Origin of the sequence: Natronococcus amylolyticus DSM 10524 (genome assembly GCF_000337675.1) — an archaeon.
GTDB lineage: Archaea > Halobacteriota > Halobacteria > Halobacteriales > Natrialbaceae > Natronococcus > Natronococcus amylolyticus.
In genome coordinates, this window is the sequence record NZ_AOIB01000038.1 from 1 (window position 1) to 19608 (window position 19608).

Annotated in this window: 19 protein-coding genes; 10 read left to right on the forward strand and 9 right to left on the reverse strand. The window is 68.3% G+C overall.

The window, feature by feature from the left end; genetic code table 11:
• Window positions 1–564, forward strand: a 564-nt coding sequence (locus C491_RS19250) for a universal stress protein (RefSeq protein WP_005559418.1), incomplete at its 5' end; no start/stop codon positions are given.
• A 52-nt stretch (window positions 565–616) separates the two neighbouring features.
• Here C491_RS19250 and C491_RS19255 read toward each other — a convergent pair.
• From C491_RS19255 to C491_RS19265, 3 genes are all read right to left on the reverse strand, one after another.
• Window positions 617–1006 (reverse strand): DUF2267 domain-containing protein, encoded by a 390-nt coding sequence (locus C491_RS19255; protein WP_005559419.1) that lies wholly within the window; start codon window positions 1004–1006, stop codon window positions 617–619.
• A gap of 80 nt (window positions 1007–1086) precedes the next feature.
• Window positions 1087–1572, reverse strand: coding sequence for a universal stress protein (locus tag C491_RS19260; protein ID WP_005559422.1), 486 nt, complete (start codon window positions 1570–1572; stop codon window positions 1087–1089).
• Between the two features lie 46 nt (window positions 1573–1618).
• Window positions 1619–2023, reverse strand: a complete 405-nt coding sequence (locus C491_RS19265) for a universal stress protein (RefSeq protein ID WP_049892398.1) — start codon at window positions 2021–2023, stop codon at window positions 1619–1621.
• A gap of 116 nt (window positions 2024–2139) precedes the next feature.
• On the opposite strand from C491_RS19265, the gene C491_RS19270 reads away from it, so the two are divergent.
• Window positions 2140–3261 carry a pyridoxal phosphate-dependent aminotransferase gene (locus tag C491_RS19270; protein WP_005559426.1) on the forward strand — a complete coding sequence of 374 codons (1122 nt, stop codon included), beginning with the start codon at window positions 2140–2142 and terminating at the stop codon, window positions 3259–3261.
• 152 nt (window positions 3262–3413) lie between these two features.
• On the opposite strand, the gene C491_RS19275 is transcribed toward C491_RS19270, so the two are convergent.
• Both C491_RS19275 and C491_RS19280 read right to left on the reverse strand, forming a co-directional pair.
• The gene (locus C491_RS19275) at window positions 3414–5183 is read right to left on the reverse strand and encodes a Na(+)/H(+) antiporter subunit D (protein WP_005559428.1); all 1770 of its coding nucleotides are present in this window, start codon (window positions 5181–5183) and stop codon (window positions 3414–3416) included.
• Window positions 5180–7006 carry a proton-conducting transporter transmembrane domain-containing protein gene (locus C491_RS19280; protein ID WP_049892379.1) on the reverse strand — a complete coding sequence of 609 codons (1827 nt, stop codon included), beginning with the start codon at window positions 7004–7006 and terminating at the stop codon, window positions 5180–5182. Before C491_RS19280 ends, C491_RS19275 begins: the two co-directional genes overlap by 4 nt.
• Before the next feature lie 168 nt (window positions 7007–7174).
• On the opposite strand from C491_RS19280, the gene C491_RS19285 reads away from it, so the two are divergent.
• From C491_RS19285 to C491_RS19295, 3 genes are all read left to right on the forward strand, one after another.
• On the forward strand, window positions 7175–8140 hold the full coding sequence (locus C491_RS19285) for an NADPH:quinone reductase (protein ID WP_005559432.1): 966 nt from the start codon (window positions 7175–7177) through the stop codon (window positions 8138–8140).
• Between the two features lie 62 nt (window positions 8141–8202).
• Window positions 8203–9054, forward strand: a complete 852-nt coding sequence (locus C491_RS19290) for a helix-turn-helix transcriptional regulator (protein WP_005559434.1) — start codon at window positions 8203–8205, stop codon at window positions 9052–9054.
• A 169-nt stretch (window positions 9055–9223) separates the two neighbouring features.
• On the forward strand, window positions 9224–10108 hold the full coding sequence (locus C491_RS19295; RefSeq protein WP_005559437.1) for a methyltransferase domain-containing protein: 885 nt from the start codon (window positions 9224–9226) through the stop codon (window positions 10106–10108).
• A gap of 6 nt (window positions 10109–10114) precedes the next feature.
• Here the strand turns inward: C491_RS19295 and C491_RS19300 are convergent, their stop codons facing one another.
• Window positions 10115–11122, reverse strand: coding sequence for a TIGR04024 family LLM class F420-dependent oxidoreductase (locus tag C491_RS19300; RefSeq protein ID WP_005559439.1), 1008 nt, complete (start codon window positions 11120–11122; stop codon window positions 10115–10117).
• 151 nt (window positions 11123–11273) lie between these two features.
• Between C491_RS19300 and C491_RS19305 the strand changes: the two genes are divergently transcribed.
• Window positions 11274–12617: a sulfatase family protein gene (locus C491_RS19305; RefSeq protein WP_005559441.1), complete on the forward strand. Its 1344-nt coding sequence runs from the start codon at window positions 11274–11276 to the stop codon at window positions 12615–12617.
• Between the two features lie 136 nt (window positions 12618–12753).
• On the opposite strand, the gene C491_RS19310 is transcribed toward C491_RS19305, so the two are convergent.
• The gene (locus C491_RS19310) at window positions 12754–13035 is read right to left on the reverse strand and encodes a hypothetical protein (protein WP_005559443.1); all 282 of its coding nucleotides are present in this window, start codon (window positions 13033–13035) and stop codon (window positions 12754–12756) included.
• 114 nt (window positions 13036–13149) lie between these two features.
• On the opposite strand from C491_RS19310, the gene C491_RS19315 reads away from it, so the two are divergent.
• On the forward strand, window positions 13150–14589 hold the full coding sequence (locus tag C491_RS19315; protein ID WP_005559445.1) for an FAD-binding oxidoreductase: 1440 nt from the start codon (window positions 13150–13152) through the stop codon (window positions 14587–14589).
• A 12-nt stretch (window positions 14590–14601) separates the two neighbouring features.
• Here the strand turns inward: C491_RS19315 and C491_RS19320 are convergent, their stop codons facing one another.
• Window positions 14602–15402: a sensor histidine kinase gene (locus C491_RS19320; RefSeq protein WP_005559447.1), complete on the reverse strand. Its 801-nt coding sequence runs from the start codon at window positions 15400–15402 to the stop codon at window positions 14602–14604.
• A gap of 638 nt (window positions 15403–16040) precedes the next feature.
• On the opposite strand from C491_RS19320, the gene C491_RS19325 reads away from it, so the two are divergent.
• Together C491_RS19325 and C491_RS19330 are read left to right on the forward strand one after the other, a co-directional pair.
• Window positions 16041–16223, forward strand: coding sequence for a hypothetical protein (locus tag C491_RS19325; RefSeq protein WP_005559448.1), 183 nt, complete (start codon window positions 16041–16043; stop codon window positions 16221–16223).
• Window positions 16224–16278: 55 nt separating this feature from the next.
• Window positions 16279–16749 carry a hypothetical protein gene (locus C491_RS19330; RefSeq protein ID WP_005559450.1) on the forward strand — a complete coding sequence of 157 codons (471 nt, stop codon included), beginning with the start codon at window positions 16279–16281 and terminating at the stop codon, window positions 16747–16749.
• Between the two features lie 18 nt (window positions 16750–16767).
• Here the strand turns inward: C491_RS19330 and C491_RS19335 are convergent, their stop codons facing one another.
• Entirely contained in the window at window positions 16768–18459 is a 1692-nt protein-coding gene (locus C491_RS19335) for a thiamine pyrophosphate-binding protein (RefSeq protein WP_005559452.1), read from the reverse strand.
• Between the two features lie 218 nt (window positions 18460–18677).
• Here C491_RS19335 and C491_RS19340 point away from each other — a divergent pair, with 218 nt between their 5' ends.
• Window positions 18678–19538: a UbiA family prenyltransferase gene (locus C491_RS19340; protein ID WP_005559454.1), complete on the forward strand. Its 861-nt coding sequence runs from the start codon at window positions 18678–18680 to the stop codon at window positions 19536–19538.
• The last annotated feature ends 70 nt before the right edge of the window (window positions 19539–19608 follow it).

Below are 19608 nucleotides of genomic sequence, written 5' to 3' on the forward strand. Positions count from 1 at the left end.
GGCAGCCACGGTCGGTCGCCGATCACTCGCCCCTTCCTCGGCCGCGTGAGCGAGACCGTCGTCCGCCGAGCGTCGGTCTCGACGACGGTCGTCCCCGAGACGGCCGCGGCGATCCGAGAGCGGGATCTCCCGGGAGAGATCCTGGTCCCGCTCGACGGCTCCGAACAGGCCGAGGCCGCGCTCGCGTACGCCCTCGAGACGTTCCCCGACGCCTCCCACACCGCCTTCCACGCGCTGGATCTCCCGTTCGATCGGCCGCGATCGCAGGTCGAGGGGACGTACCTGGAAGCGGTCCTCGAGGACCGCGAGACTCGAGCCGAGGAAATCCTCGAGTCGGCGGCGACGCTGGCCGACGAACGCGGGGCGACGCTCGAGACCGAAACCGCGCCCGGAGCGCCCGCAGCGGCGATCACCGAGCGCGTCGAGTCGGGCGGCTACGATCAGCTCGTCATGGGGAGCCACGGCCGCTCGCTCGCGGCCCGACTGTTCACGGGGTCGGTCGCCGAGCGGGTCGCCCGCCGCTCACCGCGAACGGTCACGCTGGTTCGCGGGGCGCCCGCCTGATCCGCGCTCTCGCGGCCGACAGAGAACGATTTCGAGTCGCGCGTCTCGCTAGTCACTCGTTGGCCGTCTCGATCAGCTCGAACAGCGGATCGAAGTCCTCGGGGAGCCCGTTGCGAACCTTCTCGATGTTGCCAGGTGGGACGTCCTCGGCGACGATCGCGAGCAGCTGCTGAGCGTGGTAGTTCGCATCCGCCCGATCGACGCCCTCGCGTTCGGCGACCCGATCGAGGAACTCGTGATAGTCGAAGCGCTGGCCGTGTTCGGCCTCGTTCAGGTAGCGGTCGATCTCCATCGGGAGCGGACTGGCGAGATCGGTCGCTTCCCCTTCCGGGAGCCGTTCGCCGAGCGTCGTCAGCACCGCCCGGGTCGCCCGGACGGCCTGACCGAACTGTGCGTACTCGAGTCTGTGCTGGACCTGGCCGATGAATTCCTTGTAGTTCATGGGTTGGCGTGCTGGGCCACCTCGAACCGGTGGGCTCCAGGCGACGAGTCGACGGCCGTACACCGCGGAGCGGAATAAAGCTACTCGGCTCCGCAGGATCGATCGTCGCTCCCGTCGCCAGTCGGAACGACCACGACGGGGATCGGCGCCTGGCGCACCAGTCGATCGGCCGTGCTGCCCAGGAGCGCGTCGGCGACGCCGCCCCGGCCCGTTCGGCCGACGACGAGCAGATCGATCCCGTGCTCCTCGGCGTACTCGAGGATCGTCGCCGTCGGACGGCCGCGACGGACCGCACCTCGAACCTCGAGCCCCGACGTTCGGCCGCCGCAGGCGTCGACGATACCGTCGACGAGCTCCGTCCGCGCCCGGTCGAGGTCGGCGACCTCCGCGACGCCGAAGCGCATCGGGTTCGCCGTCGTATCGACCACCGAGAGGACGTGAACGGTCGCCCCCTCGAGTTCGGCGAACCGGAGTGCTCGCTCGAGGACGGCCTCGGCGGCGTCGCTGCCGTCGGTCGGGGCGAGGATCGATCGGATCGGCGCGTCGGAACCGTCGTTCTGGCTCATTCGACCGACGATTGGATCGCCGGACGCCTAACGGTTCGCGTCCGGGTCAGGCCGTCAGCACCGGTCGGTCGACGCTCCTGACGAGCCGTTCGGCGCTGCTCCCGATCTCGCTGCCGGCGCCCAGTCCGCGGTTACCGAGCACGACCAGATCCGCGTCGATCGCCGCGGCGTAGTCGCCGATCTCCGCGTGGGGTCGCCCCCGCCGGAGTTCGGTCGTCACCTCGCGGTCGGTACGGTCCTCGAGGTCCTCGAGCACGCTTTCGGCGCGATCCCGCAGCTCGTCGACCATCGTCCGATCGCCCGACAGCATCGAGTCGCCGTACCGGTACGTGTCGACGACGGAGATCCCGTGGAGGTCGGCGTCGAACGTCGACGCGAGGTCGGTCGCGTAGTCGACCGCGCGGCTCGCCGGATCGCTGCCGTCCGTCGCGACGAGGATCGTCTCGTACATGGCGTGGGGTCTCACCACCAGTCGGGACAAATAGGTTCCACCCTCGAGGAAGTCGCCCTCGCGGTCGAGCGTGGAACACATCAAGAGTTATCGGGGTCGGCAACACCGGTGTAGCTATGACGGAGTTTGCAGCCCGGGTCGAGCAGGTGTCGATCAGCGGCATTCGGGAAGTGTTCGAGGCCGCCGGCGAGGACGCGATCAACCTCGGCATCGGCCAGCCGGACTTCCCGACGCCCGAACACGCCCGACGGGGGGCGATCGAGGCGATCGAGGCCGAGCGGACCGACGCCTACACGTCGAACAAGGGAACCCGATCGCTCCGGGAGGCGATCGCCGCGAACTACGACCGGGAGTTCGGACTCGAGGTCGATCCCGGCGATATCATCGCGACCTCCGGCGGCAGCGAGGCGCTGCACCTCGCGCTCGAGGCCCACGTCGACCCCGGCGAGGAGGTCATCTTCCCCGACCCCGGGTTCGTCTCCTACGACGCGCTGACCCACATCGCGGGCGGGACGCCGAAGCCCGTCGGCCTGCGCGACGACCTCACCCTTGACCCGGCGACAGTCGAGGACGCGATCACCGACGAGACCGCGGCCTTCGTCGTCAACAGCCCCGCGAACCCGACGGGTGCGGTCCAGAGCGAGGCAGACATGCGCGAGTTCGCCCGCATCGCGGACGAACACGACGTGCTCTGTCTCTCCGACGAGGTGTACGAACGGATCGTCTTCGAGGGCGAACACCGCTCGCCCCTCGAGTTCGCCAAGACCGACAACGTCGTCGTCGTCAGCGCTTGCTCGAAGACGTACTCGATGACCGGCTGGCGGCTGGGCTGGGTCCTCGGCTCCAACCGTCGGATCGAGCGGATGCTTCGGGTCCACCAGTACGCCCAGGCCTGCGCCTCCGCGCCCGCCCAGTACGCCGCCGAGGCCGCCCTGACGGGACCACAGGATCCCGTCGAGGAGATGGTCGCGGCGTTCGAGGAGCGCCGGGATCTGGTCGTCGACGGCCTCGAGGACGCCGGCCTCGAGGTGCCCACCCCCTCGGGGGCGTTCTACGTCATGCCGAAGGTCCCCGAGGGCTGGTGCGACGAGGTGCTCGAGCGGGACGTGATCGTCGTCCCCGGCGGCGCCTTCGGCGCCAATGGCGAGGGGTACGCCCGCCTCTCCTACGCCACGAGCACAGCGGAGCTGAAGGAGGCCCTCGAGATCATCGACGACGCGACGCGAGCGGTTCGGTAGCGACACGGGTTCCCCCTCCGAGCGTCGCCCCGACGAGGGGCCATCAGCACCTTTCCTCTCGACTCCACTCGCTCGTTGAAGTGAGTCGCTCGAGAAGTTGACCGAGAGGAGAGACGAACGGTCGGACCCGTAAGCCACCTGCTGGAGGCTCCTCAGAGTGTCAGTCCGACCACCAGCACGACCGCGACCGCCACGAACACGAGCGCGACGGTCGTCTTCAGCCCCGACTCGTCCGACGTCCGCCGATCCCAGTCCCGGTAGCGGTCCTCCAGCGGGTCCGGCAGAGCGGTCAGAACCGTCCGCTCCGGATTCCGAACCGCGACGACGATGTCCTCCGCGGCGCGAGCGACCCGTTTGTCGACCCATCGGTAACTCCGTGCGAGGACGTCGGTGATGGCGTCGGTGCCGTAGAAGACGAACGGATCCCGGAGTTCGTCGACGTCCCAACCCCCGGCAACGCGGCCGAATAGCGGTTTCGCGACGACGAACGCGACGAGGCTGCCGCCCGCGAGGACGGCGGCCTTGTAGAGGTGGGCCGCCGAGTAGGGATCGGTGCTCCAGGCGTCGGTCGCCGGCAGGAGCGCGAACAGCGCCGGGTAGAACACGCCCAGCAGGACGCAGGCGACCGCGATCGGCGCCGAAACCGCGAGATCAGCCGGCGACAGGTCGGGGATCGAGACGCGCTCGCCCTCGAGGAAGGCGTAGTAGCCGAACTTCATGAACGAGACGAACGTGCCGACGGCTCCCGCCAGCAGCAGGGCCTCGAGGAGGGTCGCGTCGGCCTGGGCGGCCGCGTCGAGGACCATCCCCTTCGTGACGAACCCGTTGAAGCCGGGGACGCCGGTGATCGAGAGCGCGGCGACGAGGAAGGTCGCGAACAGCAGGGGCGTCGCCCGCCCGAGCGCGCCGACATCGTCGAGTTTGTTCGTTCCCGTGCGGACGACGACGAACCCCGCGACCATGAACAGCAGCCCCTTGTAGAGGACGTTGTTGAACAGGTGGCCGAAGCCACCCGCGACCCCCAGCGCCGAGCCCAGCCCGATCCCGGCGAGCATGTAGCCGACCTGAGCCTGGATGTGGTAGGCGAGCAGTTTCCGCATATCCTTCTGGGCGAGCGCGTAGGCCGCGCCGTAGACGGTCATCGCGGCGCCGACGGACGCGAGGACGAGGTTCCCCTCGGGGAACGCCCGGTAGGCCGCGTACACCGCAACCTTGGTCGTGTACGCCGAGAGGATCACCGACGTCGCGACGTGAGGCGCCGCGTAGGTTCGGGGCAGCCAGACGTGGACCCCGATCAGGGCGGCGTTGACGCCGACCGCGAGGCCGACCGCGATTGCGGACAGTCCCGGGCTGATCCCCGTTCCATCGTACTGCAGCGCGGTCGCCGAGGGACCGGCGGTGACCCAGTGGAGGGCGATGCCGACCAGCAATAGGCCGCCGCCGACGGCGTGGACCAGCGCGTAGCGATACCCCGCCCGAACCGCCTCGCCGCCGTGGTACCACACCAGCAGCGTGCTCGCGACGGCCATCAGCTCCCAGCCGAGCGCGAGCGCGAGCCAGTCGCCGACGAAGACGGTCCACAGCGAGACTCCGGCGTACGCCAGCGCGAGCAGGAGGTGACGGGTGTCGGTACCGACGACGAACGCGTATCCGACCGCCAGCGCGCCGAACGCAGAGAGTGCTAGCCCGACGAGCCGTGAGGCGTCGTCGACGCTTACGAGCACGAGTTCGAGCCCGAGGAACGGCACCGTCGGCCCGGTTCCGTCGGGGACGAGCAGCGTCCACGCGGCGACGAGGCCGAGCCCGACGACTCCGAGGGCGTGTGCGAGCCGTCGCGAGCAGAACGGCACCAGCGCTGCGACGAGGACGACGATCGCCAGCGGCTGGACCGAAAGCAGGGCGTCGGGACCGCTCCCGATCACGGGGGGCTCACCCCCGCGCTCTCGGCGGCCATGCGGGCGGCCTCGAGGACGAACAGCCAGTCGGCGGCGATCCCGACCGCGACGACGAGCCCGCCCACCGCGAGGATCGGACCCAACAGGAGCCACGTCGTCTCGGCGCCCGTCGGGGTGCGGCGCTCCCACTCGGTCCCGACGGCGAGGCCACCGTCACCCTGCGCCCGGCCGGTGGCCGTCGATGCGTCCGTCGGCTCGGATTCGGCCCCGCCGTCGGCTCGAGCGCCACCCATCGGTTCCTCGACGATCGGTTTCGGGTCGGGGTCCGCGTCCTCGAAGAACGCGGCGTAGACGATCGGCCAGAAGTAGGCGACGTTGAGCCCGCCCGAGACGACGAACAGCGCGAGCACGAGCCCGTTGTCCGCCTCGGCGCTGCCCAGCAGGAGGTGCCACTTGCTGACGAAGCCGGCGAACAGCGGGATGCTCGCCAGGCTGGCGGCCCCGACGGCGAAGGCGACCATCGTCAGGGGCATCCGGCGACCGATGCCGGCCATCTCGCTTACCTTTTTCGTCCCGCACTCGACGGCCAGCGCGCCGGCACAGAAGAAGAGGGTGAGCTTCCCGACGGCGTGGACCGGCAGGTGGACCAGCCCGCCGACGACCGCCGACGGGACCGTCGGGGGGAGCCCGATCATCGCGATCCCCAGCAGCGCGAACGTCGCCCCCAGCAGCGGCGCCTCGTTCGCGAGGCCCGCGTACTCCTCGAGCGAGCGGGCCTCGAAGCGGAGCGCGAAGATGCCGGCGACGAGACAGAGCGCTCCCTTGACGATCCCGTGGCCGAACAGCTGCAGGATCGAACCGAAGATCGCGTCCTCGTTGGCGATCACAAAGCCCGCGACGACGAGGCCGGCCTGGGAAATCGTCGAGTACGCGAGGACGTCCTTGATCCCTCGGTGGACCGCTGCCAGCAGGTTGCCGAGCAGCATCGTCCCAAGCGAGACCGCCAGGATCCCGTCGACGAGGATCGGGTTGGCCGCGAGGAAGTCGGTCGTGTAGACGGTAAAGAGGATCCGCGAGAAGGCGTAGACGGCTGCGGCGGGGATCACGCCCGAGATCAGCGCGCTCAGGGCGTCGGGGGCGACGCCGTGGGCGTCGACGAGCCAGGTGTGAAACGGGAAGAGGCCGATGCTGATCCCGAGCCCGACGGCCATCAGGAGAAACGAGGCGACCACCAGCGGGTCGGCGTAGCCGACTGCGGGGAGCCGCTCGGCCAGCAGCGCCATGTTCGCCGTTCCCGTCGCGACGACCGCGACGGCGACCCCCGCCAGGTAGACGCCGACGCCGAGGGACCACAGCACGACGTACCGACGGGTCACGTCGCTGTCCCACCCGGTTCCCGTCGCGTCGACGAGGGCGACCGTCGAGAGCCCGAGCAACAGCAAGAAAAGGGACAGCACGAACAGATCGCCCGTCAACGTGACGCCGATCACGCCCGCGACGATCGCCAGATATCCCCCGTAGAAGATATTTCCACGAGGCCCCGCCGTCCGTGTATACGCGAGCGCGCCGAGTGCGACCAGCGAGTCCAGCAGGACGATCACGCCCGAGAAGCCGTCGGCCTGTAGCTCCGTGGCGTAGCCGAGGCGAGCCGACGAGAGCCGGTACTGGATCGGTTCGCCGGTGACGAGCGTGACCGCCAGCACGACCGAGAGGACGAACGTCACCGATAGCGACGCCGCGGCGATCGGCCACCCGACCTCGTCGAGCCGGCCGTTTGCGAGCACGGAGAACACCGCGGCTCCGAGCGGGACGCCGACCACGGCACCGACGAGCCACTGGAGTTCGATCATCGGGTACACCGGACGGGATGCCGACGCGGGTCGTCCTCGGCCGAACGGGCCCGCCAGAATCGAGTGCGGGTAAGGGGCTCGATGGTTTCAAAATGGTGATTCTCTCACCGGCAACCGCCGCGGCCGATCTCCACGTTTATAACGGCACGCTGCGTGTCCCCGTACGTCATGCGCGCTGTACGACTCTCGGAACACGGCGGACCGGACGTACTGGAGGTCGAGGAGATCGACCGACCCGAACCAGCGGCCGACGAACTCCTGCTCGAGATCGAGGCTGCCGGGGTCAACCCCGTCGACACCTACTTCCGCGAGGGATCCTACGAGCCCCTCGGACCTCCGTTCACGCCGGGCGTGGACTTCGCGGGCGTCGTCGCCGAAACCGGATCGGGCGTCGAGGGCTTCGAAGAGGGGGATCGTGTCTACGGCACCGGGATCGGCAACGGCTCCTTCCAGGGCGGCTACGCGGAGTACGCGACGGTGCCGACCGACCGCGTCGTTCACCTGCCCGACGGCGTCGACGCCCGCGAGGCGGGGGCGGCGGGCGTCGTCGGCGTCACCGCCTGGCGCGCGCTGATCGACCACGCCGACCTCGAGCCGGCCGAGAGCTGCCTCGTCCACGGCGGTTCCGGCGGCGTCGGTCACGTCGCCGTCCAGATCGGCGACGCCGTCAGCGCCCGGGTCGTGACGACCGCCTCCGAGCAACACCACGACACGCTCGAGGGGCTGGGCGCCGACACCGCCCTCGACTACTCGCGCGACGACCTCGCCGATGCCGTCCTCGAGGCGAGCGACGGCGGCGTCGACGCGATCCTCGACCACCGGCTCGACGACTACCTCCAGTTCGACGCCGAGGTCGCGGCGACGGGCTGTCGGGTCGTCGGCATCGGCGAGAACGACCCCGATCCGGGCTTTACCAGCGTCGGTGCAGCCCGCTCGGCGGACGTCAGCTACCAGTTCATGACGATGTTCAACACGCCGGATCTCCGGGTTCCGCTGCGGGGGGTCGCCGACCTCATGGAGCGCGGTCGCCTCTCGGTCGAGATCGACCGCACGTACGACCTCGAGGAGGCCGCCCAGGCCCAGCGCGACGTGATGGCGGACAGCTTCTTCGGGAAGCTCGTTCTCGAACCGTAGTCCGATCGATTTCGGTGGGGATCCGACCCTACTACTATTACTACTGCATGCGTACGAGTGACATGGACCCGAACCCCAGCGAGCGCGGCGACCGCGAGACGGAGGCGGGGGTGAGTGTGCACCCGGACGCGATCGACGACGTGGCGTATCTCACGCGATCGCACCATCGAACGACCGCGCTCGTCGCGCTGGCGGAGCGGCCGCGAACGCGGGCCGATCTCCGCGAGCTGTCCGGTGTCTCGCGGTCGACGATCGGTCGCACCCTGCGGGCGCTCGAGGATCGCGGCTGGATCGCCCGAACCGATCACTGCTACGAGACGACGCCGCTCGGCACGTTCGTCGCGGCGGGGATGCGGGAGCTGCTCGATCGCGTCGAAACCGAGCGGAAACTCCGGGGGATCTGGGTCTGGTTTCCGGACGAGGTCCGACGACTTCCCCTCGAGTCGTTCTCGGAGGCAGTCGTCACGATCCCCACCGTCGACGACCCGTACCGCCCGGTCAACCGATTCGTCTCCCTGCTCCGGGAGACCGACCGATTCCGGTTCGTCGGCTTCGAGCTGGCGCTGCTCGAGCCCTGTCGGGACGAGCTCTGTGGGCAGGTCGTCGACGGGATGACGGCGGAGGTCATCGACCCGCCGTCGGTCGTCAGCTACATCCGAACGACCTACCCCGAGCAGTCGGAGCGAACCCTGGCGAGTGGCAACCTCACCGTGTTGCTCCACGAGGAGCTGCCCGAGTACGGACTCAGCCTCTTCGACGATCGGGTCGGGATCTGTGGCTACCACCCCGACAGCGGGACCGTCCGGGCGTTCGTCGACACCGACGACCCGGCGATCCGCGAGTGGGCCGTCTCGACCTACGAGGGGTACCGTCGGGAGGCGCGTCCGCTCGCGGTCGAAACGCCCGCCGAGTAGCGACGACCGCGCGTTCGCGGTCCGTACGAACCGGGGCCAGTGAATCAGGTAAGGACCGGACCGGTCCCGTTCGCAACGGTCGACAACCGGTCACCGGCTGCAACGGAGCCGGCCGACGATCGATCGCCACTAGTTACGTACATGACACGTGCGAGCGTATCCGAACGGGATGAGCGATCGATCGTCAGTCACGACCGCCGTCGATCGCGTGTCCGTTCTCGAGTGGCAACGCGCTCGAGTCCGGGCCGATCGGCGACGGTCGCGAACCGACCGTTCAACCGTCGCGACCGACGAGCGGGAGCTGCGACGCGAGGTCGCGGCCGTCTACCGGATCGTCGCCAACACACCCGACGAGGGTGCCGGTCTGCAGTTCCCGACGGGCCGCGAGCTGGCGTCCCGGCTCGGCTATCCGCCGGCGGAGATCGGTCGGCTCCCGGCCGCAGCCCTCGACTCCTTTACCGGCGTCGGCTACCACCTCGATCTGGCCGACCTCGACGTCGGTGACGTCGTCCTCGAGTTCGGCTGTGGCTCCGGAACGGACGCGCTCGTCGCCGCCGTGCGGGTCGGCGACAGCGGCCGCGTGATCGGCGTCGATCCCGTCCCCGAGCAGCTGGCGAACGCGCGCCGGTGTCGCGAGGACGTCGGCGCCGCGAACGTCTCGCTCTGGCGGGCGACGGCCGAGGCGATCCCACTCGAGGACGGGACGGTCGACGTCGTCCTGTCGAACGGTGCGCTCTCGCTCTCGCCGAGGCCGGAGCGAGCCCTCGCGGAGGCGGGCCGCGTCCTCCGTCCGGGGGGTCGGCTGGCGGTCTCCGAACTCGTCGGCGAGCGTCGACTCCCCGAGCGAATCAGGACCGATCCCGCGCTGTGGGCCGCGGGCATCGGCGGCGCGATCCGGAGCGACGACTACGCCGGCCTGCTCGAGACCGCCGGGTTCGACGACGTGACGGTCAGGGAGAACCCCTGGTACGAGTTCGTCTCGGATCGGGCTCGAGGCGTCTGCCAGCAGTACGGCGTCGGGAGCGTCTCCGTTCGCGCCCGCCGCCGACGGTGAGGCCCCTCAGACCAGTTCCGAGACAGCCTCCATCGTCGTCTCCTTGTCCGCCTCGCTCATCCCGTCGACGAACCCGATCCGGACGGCGTCGACGCCGTCGATCTCGGCGTAGTCGGCGACCCACTCGCGGACCTCTGCGGGGGTGCCGGCGGGCGCCAGCTCGTCGAGCACCTCGTCGGGGAGCCGCGCGGCCATCGCCTCCGTATCCCGGTCCTGCCAGGCCTCGCGGATATCCGCGACGACGTCGGGGTAACCCTGTTCGGCCACGGAGTCGCCGTAGTAGGGGCCGTACGCGCCGAGCATGAACGCGATCGTTTTGCGCGCTCGCGACCTCGCGCGCTCGCGATCCTCGGCGGCGATCCCGCGGACGATCGGACTCACGCGCAGCTCGTCGGGATCCCTGTCGGCGAGTTCCGTGCCCCGGTGGAGGTCCTCGAGCCGATCCTCGAGGCCGGACTTCGTGAACAGCTGTGGCGCCCAGCCGTCGCCGAACCGCCCGGCCATCTCGGTCGCCGTCGAACCGAGGGTGGCGAGGTCGATCGGCGGCGGGTTCTCGGGGACGTCTCGCTCGTAGTTGAGTCCGGCGATATCGAATATTTCGCCCTCGTAAGCGGGGGTTCCCTCGTCGTACACCGCCCGAACGATCTCGATCGCCTCCCGCGTGCGCCGCAGCGGTCGCTCGAAGGACTCGCCGTGCCAGCGCTCGGTGATCGCGGGCGAACTCGGGCCGAGCCCGAGCCGGTATCGCCCGTCCGAGGCGTCATGCAGGGCCAGCGCGGTCTGGGCGAGCATCGCCGGCGACCGTCCGAACGGCGAGATGACGTCGTTCGAGATTCCGAGTTCGTCGGTTCGGTCGGCGATCAGCGTCAGCGCCGGGACGATGTTCCAGCCCGTCGTCTCGCCCGTCGTGATCCGGTCGAAGCCCAGCTCCTCGGCCCGAACGGCCCGGTCGGCGACGTCCTGGGGTCGGTCGTAGTCGCCGAGTCGAACCAGCAGATCCAGCTGTTCGTTCACGCCGCTCGCCTCCGTTGTCGTCTCATACGTGTCACCGTCGACCGCGGTACGGATTGGCTTAACGGATCCCGCGAGGCGTTCGGTTTGCAGGGAGCCGCGGTGGGTGTAGCCCTCGAGTACTTATCCCCGATGTCGTGGTAGCGCGGCCCCTATGGGAGCCAGACCGAACGTCCTCCTGATCCACTGTCACGACCTCGGCCGGTACCTGGGCTGTTACGGTGTCGACGTCGAGACGCCGGCGATCGACCGGCTCGCGGCCGACGGCGCGCTGTTCGAGAACCACTTCGTGACGGCGCCGCAGTGTACGCCAAGCCGGGGTAGTCTCATGACCGGGCGCTACCCGCACGTCAACGGACTCATGGGGCTGGCCCACACCCACTGGGAGCTCGACGAGGGCGAGCAGATTATCTCCCACTACCTCGGCGACGCGGGCTACGAGACCCACCTGTTCGGCCTCCAGCACGTCTCCCAGGACACCGACACGCTCGGCTACGACCACATCCACTCGGAGGGGAACCTCTACCCCGGCGTCTCGCCGTCGGTCCACCAGGCAAACCGGGCGCGCAACGTCTCCGCGGTCGTCGCCTCCTTCCTCGAGCGAGGGGGGTTCGATGACCCCTTCTTCGCGTCGGTCGGCTTCTTCGAGTGCCACCGCGTCGAGGAGAAGACGGGTCGGTTCGGCTTCGACGCCGACCACTACGACGCCGACGATCCCGACGACGTGCGACCGCTGCCGTACCTGCCCGACCGGCGGGGCATTCGCCAGGATCTCGCCGAGATGCGGGGGATGGTGGCTGCCATCGACGACGGCGTCGGGACGATTCTGACGGCCCTCGAGGAGGTGGAACTGATCGACGAGACGCTCGTGATCTTCACGACCGAACACGGCCTGGCATTCCCACGGGCGAAAGGGAGCTGTTACGACGCCGGCCTCGAGGCCGCGCTGGTGCTGTCCTATCCGGGCGTGATCGACGGCGGAGAGCGATACGGGGAACTGCTCAGTAATGTCGACGTGTTGCCGACGATCCTCGAGCTGATCGACCTGGAGGTCCCGGACGACCTGAACGGGCGGAGCGTCCTCCCGCTCGTGACCGACGGCGAGTACGAGCCCCACGAACGGCTCTTCGCGGAGATGACCTGGCACGACGAGTATAACCCGGTTCGGGCAGTCCGGACGGAGCGGTACAAGTACGTCCGGAACTTCTGGCAGCTCCCCCAGGTGTACCTCGCCCGGGACGTCTTCGCCAGCGAGGCCGGCCGCGAGGTCCGCGAGGCCTACACGGCGCCGTTTCGTCCCTACGAGGAGCTGTACGACCTCCGGGCGACCCCACAGGAAGACGAGAACGTCGCGCTCGAGCCCCGATACCAGGACGTCCGCACGGAGCTCTCGAGGCGGCTCCACGAGTGGATGGTCGAGACCGACGACCCGCTGCTCGAGGGGCCGATCGCGCCGGGCAACTACGACGACGAGATCGACTCGTGGCCCCACGAGTGACGGCGGACTCGAGTCCGCCGTCCCCTCGACCAGCTGCGGCTCGAGCACGTCGTCCTCCGCGTCACCTTTGCCCGCGCCACCGGCAAGCCGATCCCGCGTGCGCTCGAGCGACGCGACACGGACGAAGGTCCGGCCGTCACTGGAGAATCCGGTCGCACAGCTCGCGGGCCGCCTCGCAGTGGGCGACCGCGTCCTCGTGGTCGGGATCGTCGGCCGCCGAGAGCAACCGCTGGACCTGTTGGATGCGCTTTCTGGCCGTCTCTGGATCGACGTCCGCTGCGGCAGCGTCCCGGGCGACGGCCTCGGCCTCGCCGAGCCAGCGGTTCGTCTGCGGATCGATCGGCAGCTCGGCCGTCGCCTCGAGGTGGTCGCGAAGCGCCGCGAGCTGGTCCTCGAGGGAGTCCTCGGAATCGGTCACGTTCGGGCGGACGGGCTCGAGCGCCGTGACCGTTATCCCCGCATGAACTCCGGAGCCCGGGACCGTCGCGAAGGCGGGGACAACGTTGATGTCGACAGTGGATAATGTGGCCGTATGACACATGACTGTTCGTTTCTCGAGGACCTCCCTCTCGCGGACGACCAGCACTCCGTCGCCGGCGGACAGCGCGACAGCCACGCCGCCGACTGGGGCGCCGAGCAGCTGGGAGCGGGCGTCCGACCCGACGCCGTCGTCTGGCCCGAAAGCACTGACGACGTTTCGGCAGTTCTCGCAGCGGCGACCGACCGCGGCGTTCCCGTGACGCCGTACGCGGCGGGAACGGGACTCGAGGGCAACGCCGTCCCCGCTCGCGGAGGAATCAGCCTCGACCTCACTCGGATGGACGACGTTCGCGACTACCGACCCGACGACTTCCAGATCGACGTCGGGCCGGGGATCATCGGTTCCGCGGTCGACGAGTACGTCGCGAGCGACGGCCTCTTCTTCCCGCCGCTGCCGTCGTCGGGCAACATCTCGACGATCGGCGGGATGATCGCGACCGACGCCAGCGGGATGCAGACCGTCAAGTACGGCGAGGTCGCCGACTGGGTACTCGGGCTCGAGGCCGTGCTTGCCGACGGAACCGTGGTGCAGACGGGATCGCGGGCGATCAAGACCTCGAGCGGCTACAACCTCACCGAGTTGCTCGTCGGCAACGAGGGCACCCTCGCGGTCGTCACCGAGGCGACGCTCGAACTCGCTGGCCGCTCCGCACAGATCCGCGGCGGCCGAGCGATCTTCGAGACGCTCGAAGACGCGACCGCGGCCGTCTCCGAGGCCGTCCGAACCGAGGTCGACGTTGCGCGGATCGAGCTCGTCGACGGGCTGAGCGCGCGGATGGCAAACGCCTATCTCGGCACCGACCTCCCCGACGCGCCGATGGTCTTCCTCGAGTTCCACACCAACCACGGTATCGAGGAGGAGATCGAACTCTGCCGGACGATCTTCGAGGAGCGAGACGTCGCTCGCTTCGAGCTGAGCGCCGACGACGCCGAGATGGACGACCTCTGGCGGGCCCGTCGAGAGCTGGCCTACGCCGTGGCGACGTACGACGCCGACCTCGAGCCGCTCCACCCCGGTGACGTGACGGTCCCGATCAGTTCCTACCCCGAGATCGTCCGCGAGACCAGGCGCCTCGCCGACGAACACGACCTGCTGATCCCCTGCTTCGGCCATGCGGGCGACGGCAACCTTCACTACTCCGTGCTCGTCGACCGGGACGATCCCGACCACGTCGCCCTCGGGGAGGCCGTCTACGCCGAAATCGTCGACCGCGCGCTCGAGCTGGGCGGGACGGCGACGGGTGAGCACGGTATCGGGCAGGGAAAGCGAGAGTTCCTTGAGGCCGAGCACGGGTCAGGCGCGGTCGACGTGATGAAACGGGTCAAGCGCGCGCTCGATCCGACGGGGACGCTGAACCCGGAAAAGATCTTTCCGGAAACCGCGACGGAAGTTCGGGTTTGTGAGAACGACGACCTGGAGGGCGACGGGTGAACGCGAAGGCGGTTACGGTGGCTCGGTCACTGCTGCCGTAGTCTCCGTTTGCGTCGACGTTGCTGGCAAGGTAAACGAGAACGTCGTCTCCTCGCCGGGATCCGATTCGACCCAGATTTCGCCGTTATGGCGTTCGATGATCCGGCTACAGAGGGCGAGCCCGATTCCCGTTCCCGTCCCTTCCTCGTGACTGTGGAGTCGCTCGAACACCTCGAAGATGCGGTCCTGCTCCTCCGTGGGGATTCCGAGGCCGCTATCACGAACGGAGACGATCCACGCCTCGCCATCACGTTCGGCAAAGACGTCGATCCGTGGGGGCGCGTCTCCGCTGTACTCGATCGCGTTAGCGATGAGATTCTGGAAGACCTGCCGGAGTTGGCTCGCATCACCTTCGACGTGAGGGAGCTCCTCGCTGTTGATGACGGCGTCGGTTTCGTCGATCTGTAGCTCGAGGTTTTGGCACGCCTCAGCGTAGATCTCGTCGAGATCAACCGGCTCGAGCGTTTCTCCCTGCGTTTCCACGCGCGAGTATTCGAGCAACCCGTCGATCATCTCTTTCATTCGCTCCGAGCCGTCGACCGCGTACTCGAGGAACTCTTCGCCCTCTTCGTCGAACTCATCGCCGTACCGACTTTCGAGGAGTTGCAGGTAGCTCGAAACCATTCGCAGGGGCTCTTGCAGGTCGTGAGAGGCGGCGTACGCGAACTGTTCGAGTCGTTCGTTCGATTCTTCGAGGCGCTCTTGCGTTCGCTGAAGCTTCCGGTTTTGGAGTTCGAGTTCTCGGGCGCGCGTTTTGGCCTGCGCATCGTACACTCCAACACCGAAGCCGGCGACGCTACCGAACCCGGTAAGAATAGGGAGCGAACGCTCCGGGTTGGTAAGACCAGTGTCCGGCTGGAGATGATACAACGTTAGAATACCGAGCATTATCCCGAGTCCGGTGAGGCATCTCCCCGCGACAGCGGGGTAACACGTCGAGTGGATATCCATTTGTGGCAACCGATACCCGCCCCAAAGGAGGACGATTCCCGATCCGCCGATAAACGAAGAGATAACCAGAATAGTCGTAACTGAAGTTCCCAGAACCGCCTGTGGAACCGCCCACCCAACAGCGAGGGCGACGTAAAGCACCCCGAGGGCGAGCAGGACGCGTCTACTCCCCGGTACGGAAAGTACCCGGGACCAGCGGCTCATTTCATCTACTGCTGCTTCCCGCTCTTTCTCATTGCTCTCCGGTAATTCCCCCACCATTACGGATGGATAGGACCGTTAGGATGATACGGGTTAATATTTTTCTGGTACCACTCCTCGTTGACCTACGGGCGTTCGACGCGCTCGCCCGGGCGGAAAATCGAGGCCGTCACGGCCACCGGTTGATACGGACTACGGTACGAGGTTTCGGCGAGCTGCAGTTGGTTCGCGGTTTCTCCGATAGCACGGCACGGCAAACCGTGTCGGTCGTGGACGAGCACGTTCGGTCCCTCGCGAGCGAGCACGTCCTCGAGTCGCGCGCCGACGGCGCGGAGACGGACGACCGCTGGCGCGCTCGACGCGATGCACCGAGTCAGCGCGCACCCGATCCCACGGGGACCGTGAATCCGAAACGGATCGTCCTGATGCCGGGGGAGGGGTGAACGGGTGAGCACTCCGTTCCCGAAGATACTTGTCGGTCAGCTATCCTGTTGCGGTATGGTCGCTCGTACCCCGAGTCGTCGCGCCCTGCTGGGATCGATCGGTGCAGCAACGACGGCGCTCGCCGGATGTGTCGCCGACGACGACGATCCGCAGGTCGGGCTCGGCGAAGTACAACTCGTCAACTACCTCGAGGACGACGTGACGGCGACGGTCACGATTCACCGGGCCGAGGAGCTGGAGTACGAGGTCGACCACGAGCTCGAGGGGTATCGAGCGCGAGAGGTCGGCGCCGACGTGTCCGATGAGACGAGCATTCGCGAGTCCTGGATGGGTGACCGCGTCCACTACACGGTAGACGTCCGAACGGACGTCGGCTCGCTCGAAACGACGTACTCGACGAGCGACGTCGAGGAACTCGTCGACGACTGGGGCGAAAGCGAGTGTTTCACCCTGTTGCTGCGGATCGATTCGGATCGGATCAGCACCGCGCTCGGAACGAGCGAGACGTGTCCGTCAGACGAGTGACGGCCCAGCCGACGTCGGTCAGTCGTGAACCAGCACGTCCAGCACGTCGGGTCCATCCCGCTCGAGAGCCGCCTCGAGCACCCCTTCAATTTCGTCGGGCGTCTCGACGAGGTGGCCGCGGGCGCCGTGGCTCTCGGCGTTCTTCGGGATGTCGACCGGCGGCTCGAAGTCCATCCCGGTAAAGTCGTAGTCGTCCTCCTCGCCGCCCATGATCTTGAGCGTGTTGTCCTTCAGGATTCGGTAGTTGCGGTTGTCCGGGATGACAACGGTGAGATCGAGGTCGTAGCGGGCCGCGCTGTAGACGGCGTTGGGGTAGTACAGATAGGAGCCGTCGCCGATGAAGCCGACCACGTCGCGGGGCTCGGCGCGCTGGCTCTCGGCCAGCGCCGCGCCCACGGAGGCCGGCAGCCCGTAGCCGAGCCCGCCGCCCTTGTTCGAGATGTACTGTTCGGGCGCGAGATTCCACCGGGTGAGCATGGCGTACTTCGAGGTGATCCCCTCGTCGACGACGTAGGCGTCGCCGGCGACCCGTTCCATCGCGTCGACCAGTTCGGCCTTCGAGGCCCGCGGATCGCCCGGCGCTTCGTCCTCGCCCATCTGCGAGACTTGCGCCTCGACCATCTCCTTGACCGCGGCGACGCGCTCGAGGCGTTCCTCGACCACCTCCTCCGGGAGTCGCTTGCGAACGCGCTCGGTAAGTCCCTCGAGGGCGAGTCCGGGATCGCCGATCACCGCGGCGTCGGCCGGCTGGTTCTTCCCGAGCTCCCAGGCGTCGGGGCCGACGTGGATGCACGTCGTCTCGGGGTCGACCAGCGCCTCCTCGTGGCGGGTCAGCGTGGTGTTCGTTGAGCAGCCAACGAACGCCAGGGTGTCGCTGTCCATCAGCATCGCGGCGAGGTCCTCGTCCGGCGGGATGTGGGAGACCCACTGGTCGTGGTCTGTCGGAAAGTCGACCTCGCAGGAGAGGATCTCACCGTGGACGCGGGCCCCCGCAGCTTCGGCGAGGTCGACCGCGGCCGCGACGGCGTCGGCGCCCGAGCGAGCGACCTCGTCGCCGACGACCATCACCGGGTCGTCGGCCTCGGCGAGCAGGTCGGCCGCCAGATCGAGCTGGCCCGGGTCGCCGCTGCCGGCGTTCGGAATCGATCCGAGCCGTTCCGGTTCGGCGTCGGTCTCCTCGAGCGTGACGTCCAGCGGGAGCGCGAGGAAGACGGGCCCGGTCGGCGGCGTCATCGCGACGCGGAACGCCCGCCGGAGCATCGTCGGCAGCGCCTCGACGTCTAAGACCTCGTCGGACCACTTGCAGAACTCCTTGGCCATCTCCGCGAGATCCCCCGAGAGGATCGGTTCCTCGTGGCGGAAGTCCGTGCTGTGGTTGCCCGCCGTGACGACCAGCGGCGCGCCGGTAATCTTGGCGGCGTAAAGGTTGCCGAGCCCGTGGGCCAGCCCCGGCGCGATGTGAAGGTTCGCCACCCCGACGGGCGTGATCGACTCGTCGTGGTGGGCGTGGTAGCGTCTGGTTTGGGCGTAGCCGCCGGCCATCCCGACCGCGACGTCCTCGTGGAGGCCCAGTACGTACTCGAGGTCGCTCTCGCCGATCGCATCGACGATCGGCAGCTCCGTCGTGCCGGGGTTGCCAAAGACGTAGTCGACGCCGTAGGACTCGAGGGCGTCGACGAAGAGGTCGGCCCCGGTGTATCCGTCCGTCATGCTTTCCCGTGGGTCCCGGTGGATCATGAAGCTGTGTCCCCCGGCGACCCGGACCGCGTCGGTCGTCGACTGCGGAGTCCAGCGGGATCTCGGGCGCCTCGACGATGGTTCCCCGCCGGACGGAGTCGAGCCCTTCGATCCGACCACACCACCCTCGAGAGCCACGCAAACTCCCCGCTACCCGCGGTATTTTACGTCGGACCGTCGTCACCCGAACCATGTCCCTCGCGAGACACGGGGCCGGCGTCGGGGCGACGGCTCGAGCGTTCTGGTCGCAGGTCCATCCCGTGTTCATGCTCCCGCCGCTCGCCGCCTCGCTGTTCGGGGCGGTGCTGGCCGAATCGTTCGCGCCGGGAGTCGCGACGCTACACGTCGTCGCGATGTTCGCGGCGGTGTACACGGCCCACGTCAAGGACGGCTACGTCGACTTCTACGTCCGCAGCGAGGACGATGACCACCCGCTGACCGAACGCGGCTGTCGGCTCGGCCTGGCCGTCTCGACGGCGACGTTTGCCCTCTGTACGGTTGCGCTGTTCATGTTGGTCGACTGGATCGCTGCCGCCCTCACGATCCCCGCGTGGGTGATCGCCTACTACCACGCCCCCCAGCTCGACATGAACCCCGTGACGGCGACGACGGGCTACCCGCTCGGGATCGCGCTCTCGCTTCTCGGCGGGTTCTATGTCCAGGTAGGGACGTTCGCGCTGGTTCCGATCGGCTTCGCCGCGGTGTTTCTCGTGTTGCTCTCGGGGATCAAAGTCATCGACGACGCCAAGGACTACGACTACGACCGCTCGATCCGCAAGCGGACCGTCGCGGTCGCCGTCGGCCCGGACCGGGCCTACACCGTCGCCTACGGCCTCATGGTCACGGCCCTGCTTGTCGTCGTCGCCTTCGCCACCGCGCGGGTATTTCCGCCCTCCGCGGTGCTGGCCGCCCTCGCGTTCGCCGCCGTCGCCGTCGTCGCCCACCGCGCACCGCCGAAGCTGGCGACTATGCTGTTGATTCGCGGTTCGTACGTCTTCCTCGCCGTGCTCGTCGCCGCGGTCTGGTTCGAACCGCTGGCCCGGTTCTGGTGACCCCAGCGAGACGGATCCCCGTCCCTTTTATCGCCGACCACGAACTGATCGGACAGTGACCGCGAGACGA

What these genes read in the sequence shown, in the direction of transcription:
- C491_RS19255 (WP_005559419.1), bottom strand. Translation starts at nt 1,006, where the DNA reads ATGAACTACAAGGAATTCATCGGCCAGGTCCAGCACAGACTCGAGTAC.
- C491_RS19260 (WP_005559422.1), bottom strand. Translation starts at nt 1,572, where the DNA reads ATGAGCCAGAACGACGGTTCCGACGCGCCGATCCGATCGATCCTCGCC.
- C491_RS19265 (WP_049892398.1), bottom strand. Translation starts at nt 2,023, where the DNA reads ATGTACGAGACGATCCTCGTCGCGACGGACGGCAGCGATCCGGCGAGC.
- C491_RS19270 (WP_005559426.1), top strand. Translation starts at nt 2,140, where the DNA reads ATGACGGAGTTTGCAGCCCGGGTCGAGCAGGTGTCGATCAGCGGCATT.
- C491_RS19280 (WP_049892379.1), bottom strand. Translation starts at nt 7,006, where the DNA reads ATGATCGAACTCCAGTGGCTCGTCGGTGCCGTGGTCGGCGTCCCGCTC.
- C491_RS19285 (WP_005559432.1), top strand. Translation starts at nt 7,175, where the DNA reads ATGCGCGCTGTACGACTCTCGGAACACGGCGGACCGGACGTACTGGAG.
- C491_RS19290 (WP_005559434.1), top strand. Translation starts at nt 8,203, where the DNA reads ATGGACCCGAACCCCAGCGAGCGCGGCGACCGCGAGACGGAGGCGGGG.
- C491_RS19295 (WP_005559437.1), top strand. Translation starts at nt 9,224, where the DNA reads ATGAGCGATCGATCGTCAGTCACGACCGCCGTCGATCGCGTGTCCGTT.
- C491_RS19305 (WP_005559441.1), top strand. Translation starts at nt 11,274, where the DNA reads ATGGGAGCCAGACCGAACGTCCTCCTGATCCACTGTCACGACCTCGGC.
- C491_RS19315 (WP_005559445.1), top strand. Translation starts at nt 13,150, where the DNA reads ATGACACATGACTGTTCGTTTCTCGAGGACCTCCCTCTCGCGGACGAC.
- C491_RS19330 (WP_005559450.1), top strand. Translation starts at nt 16,279, where the DNA reads ATGGTCGCTCGTACCCCGAGTCGTCGCGCCCTGCTGGGATCGATCGGT.
- C491_RS19335 (WP_005559452.1), bottom strand. Translation starts at nt 18,459, where the DNA reads ATGACGGACGGATACACCGGGGCCGACCTCTTCGTCGACGCCCTCGAG.
- C491_RS19340 (WP_005559454.1), top strand. Translation starts at nt 18,678, where the DNA reads ATGTCCCTCGCGAGACACGGGGCCGGCGTCGGGGCGACGGCTCGAGCG.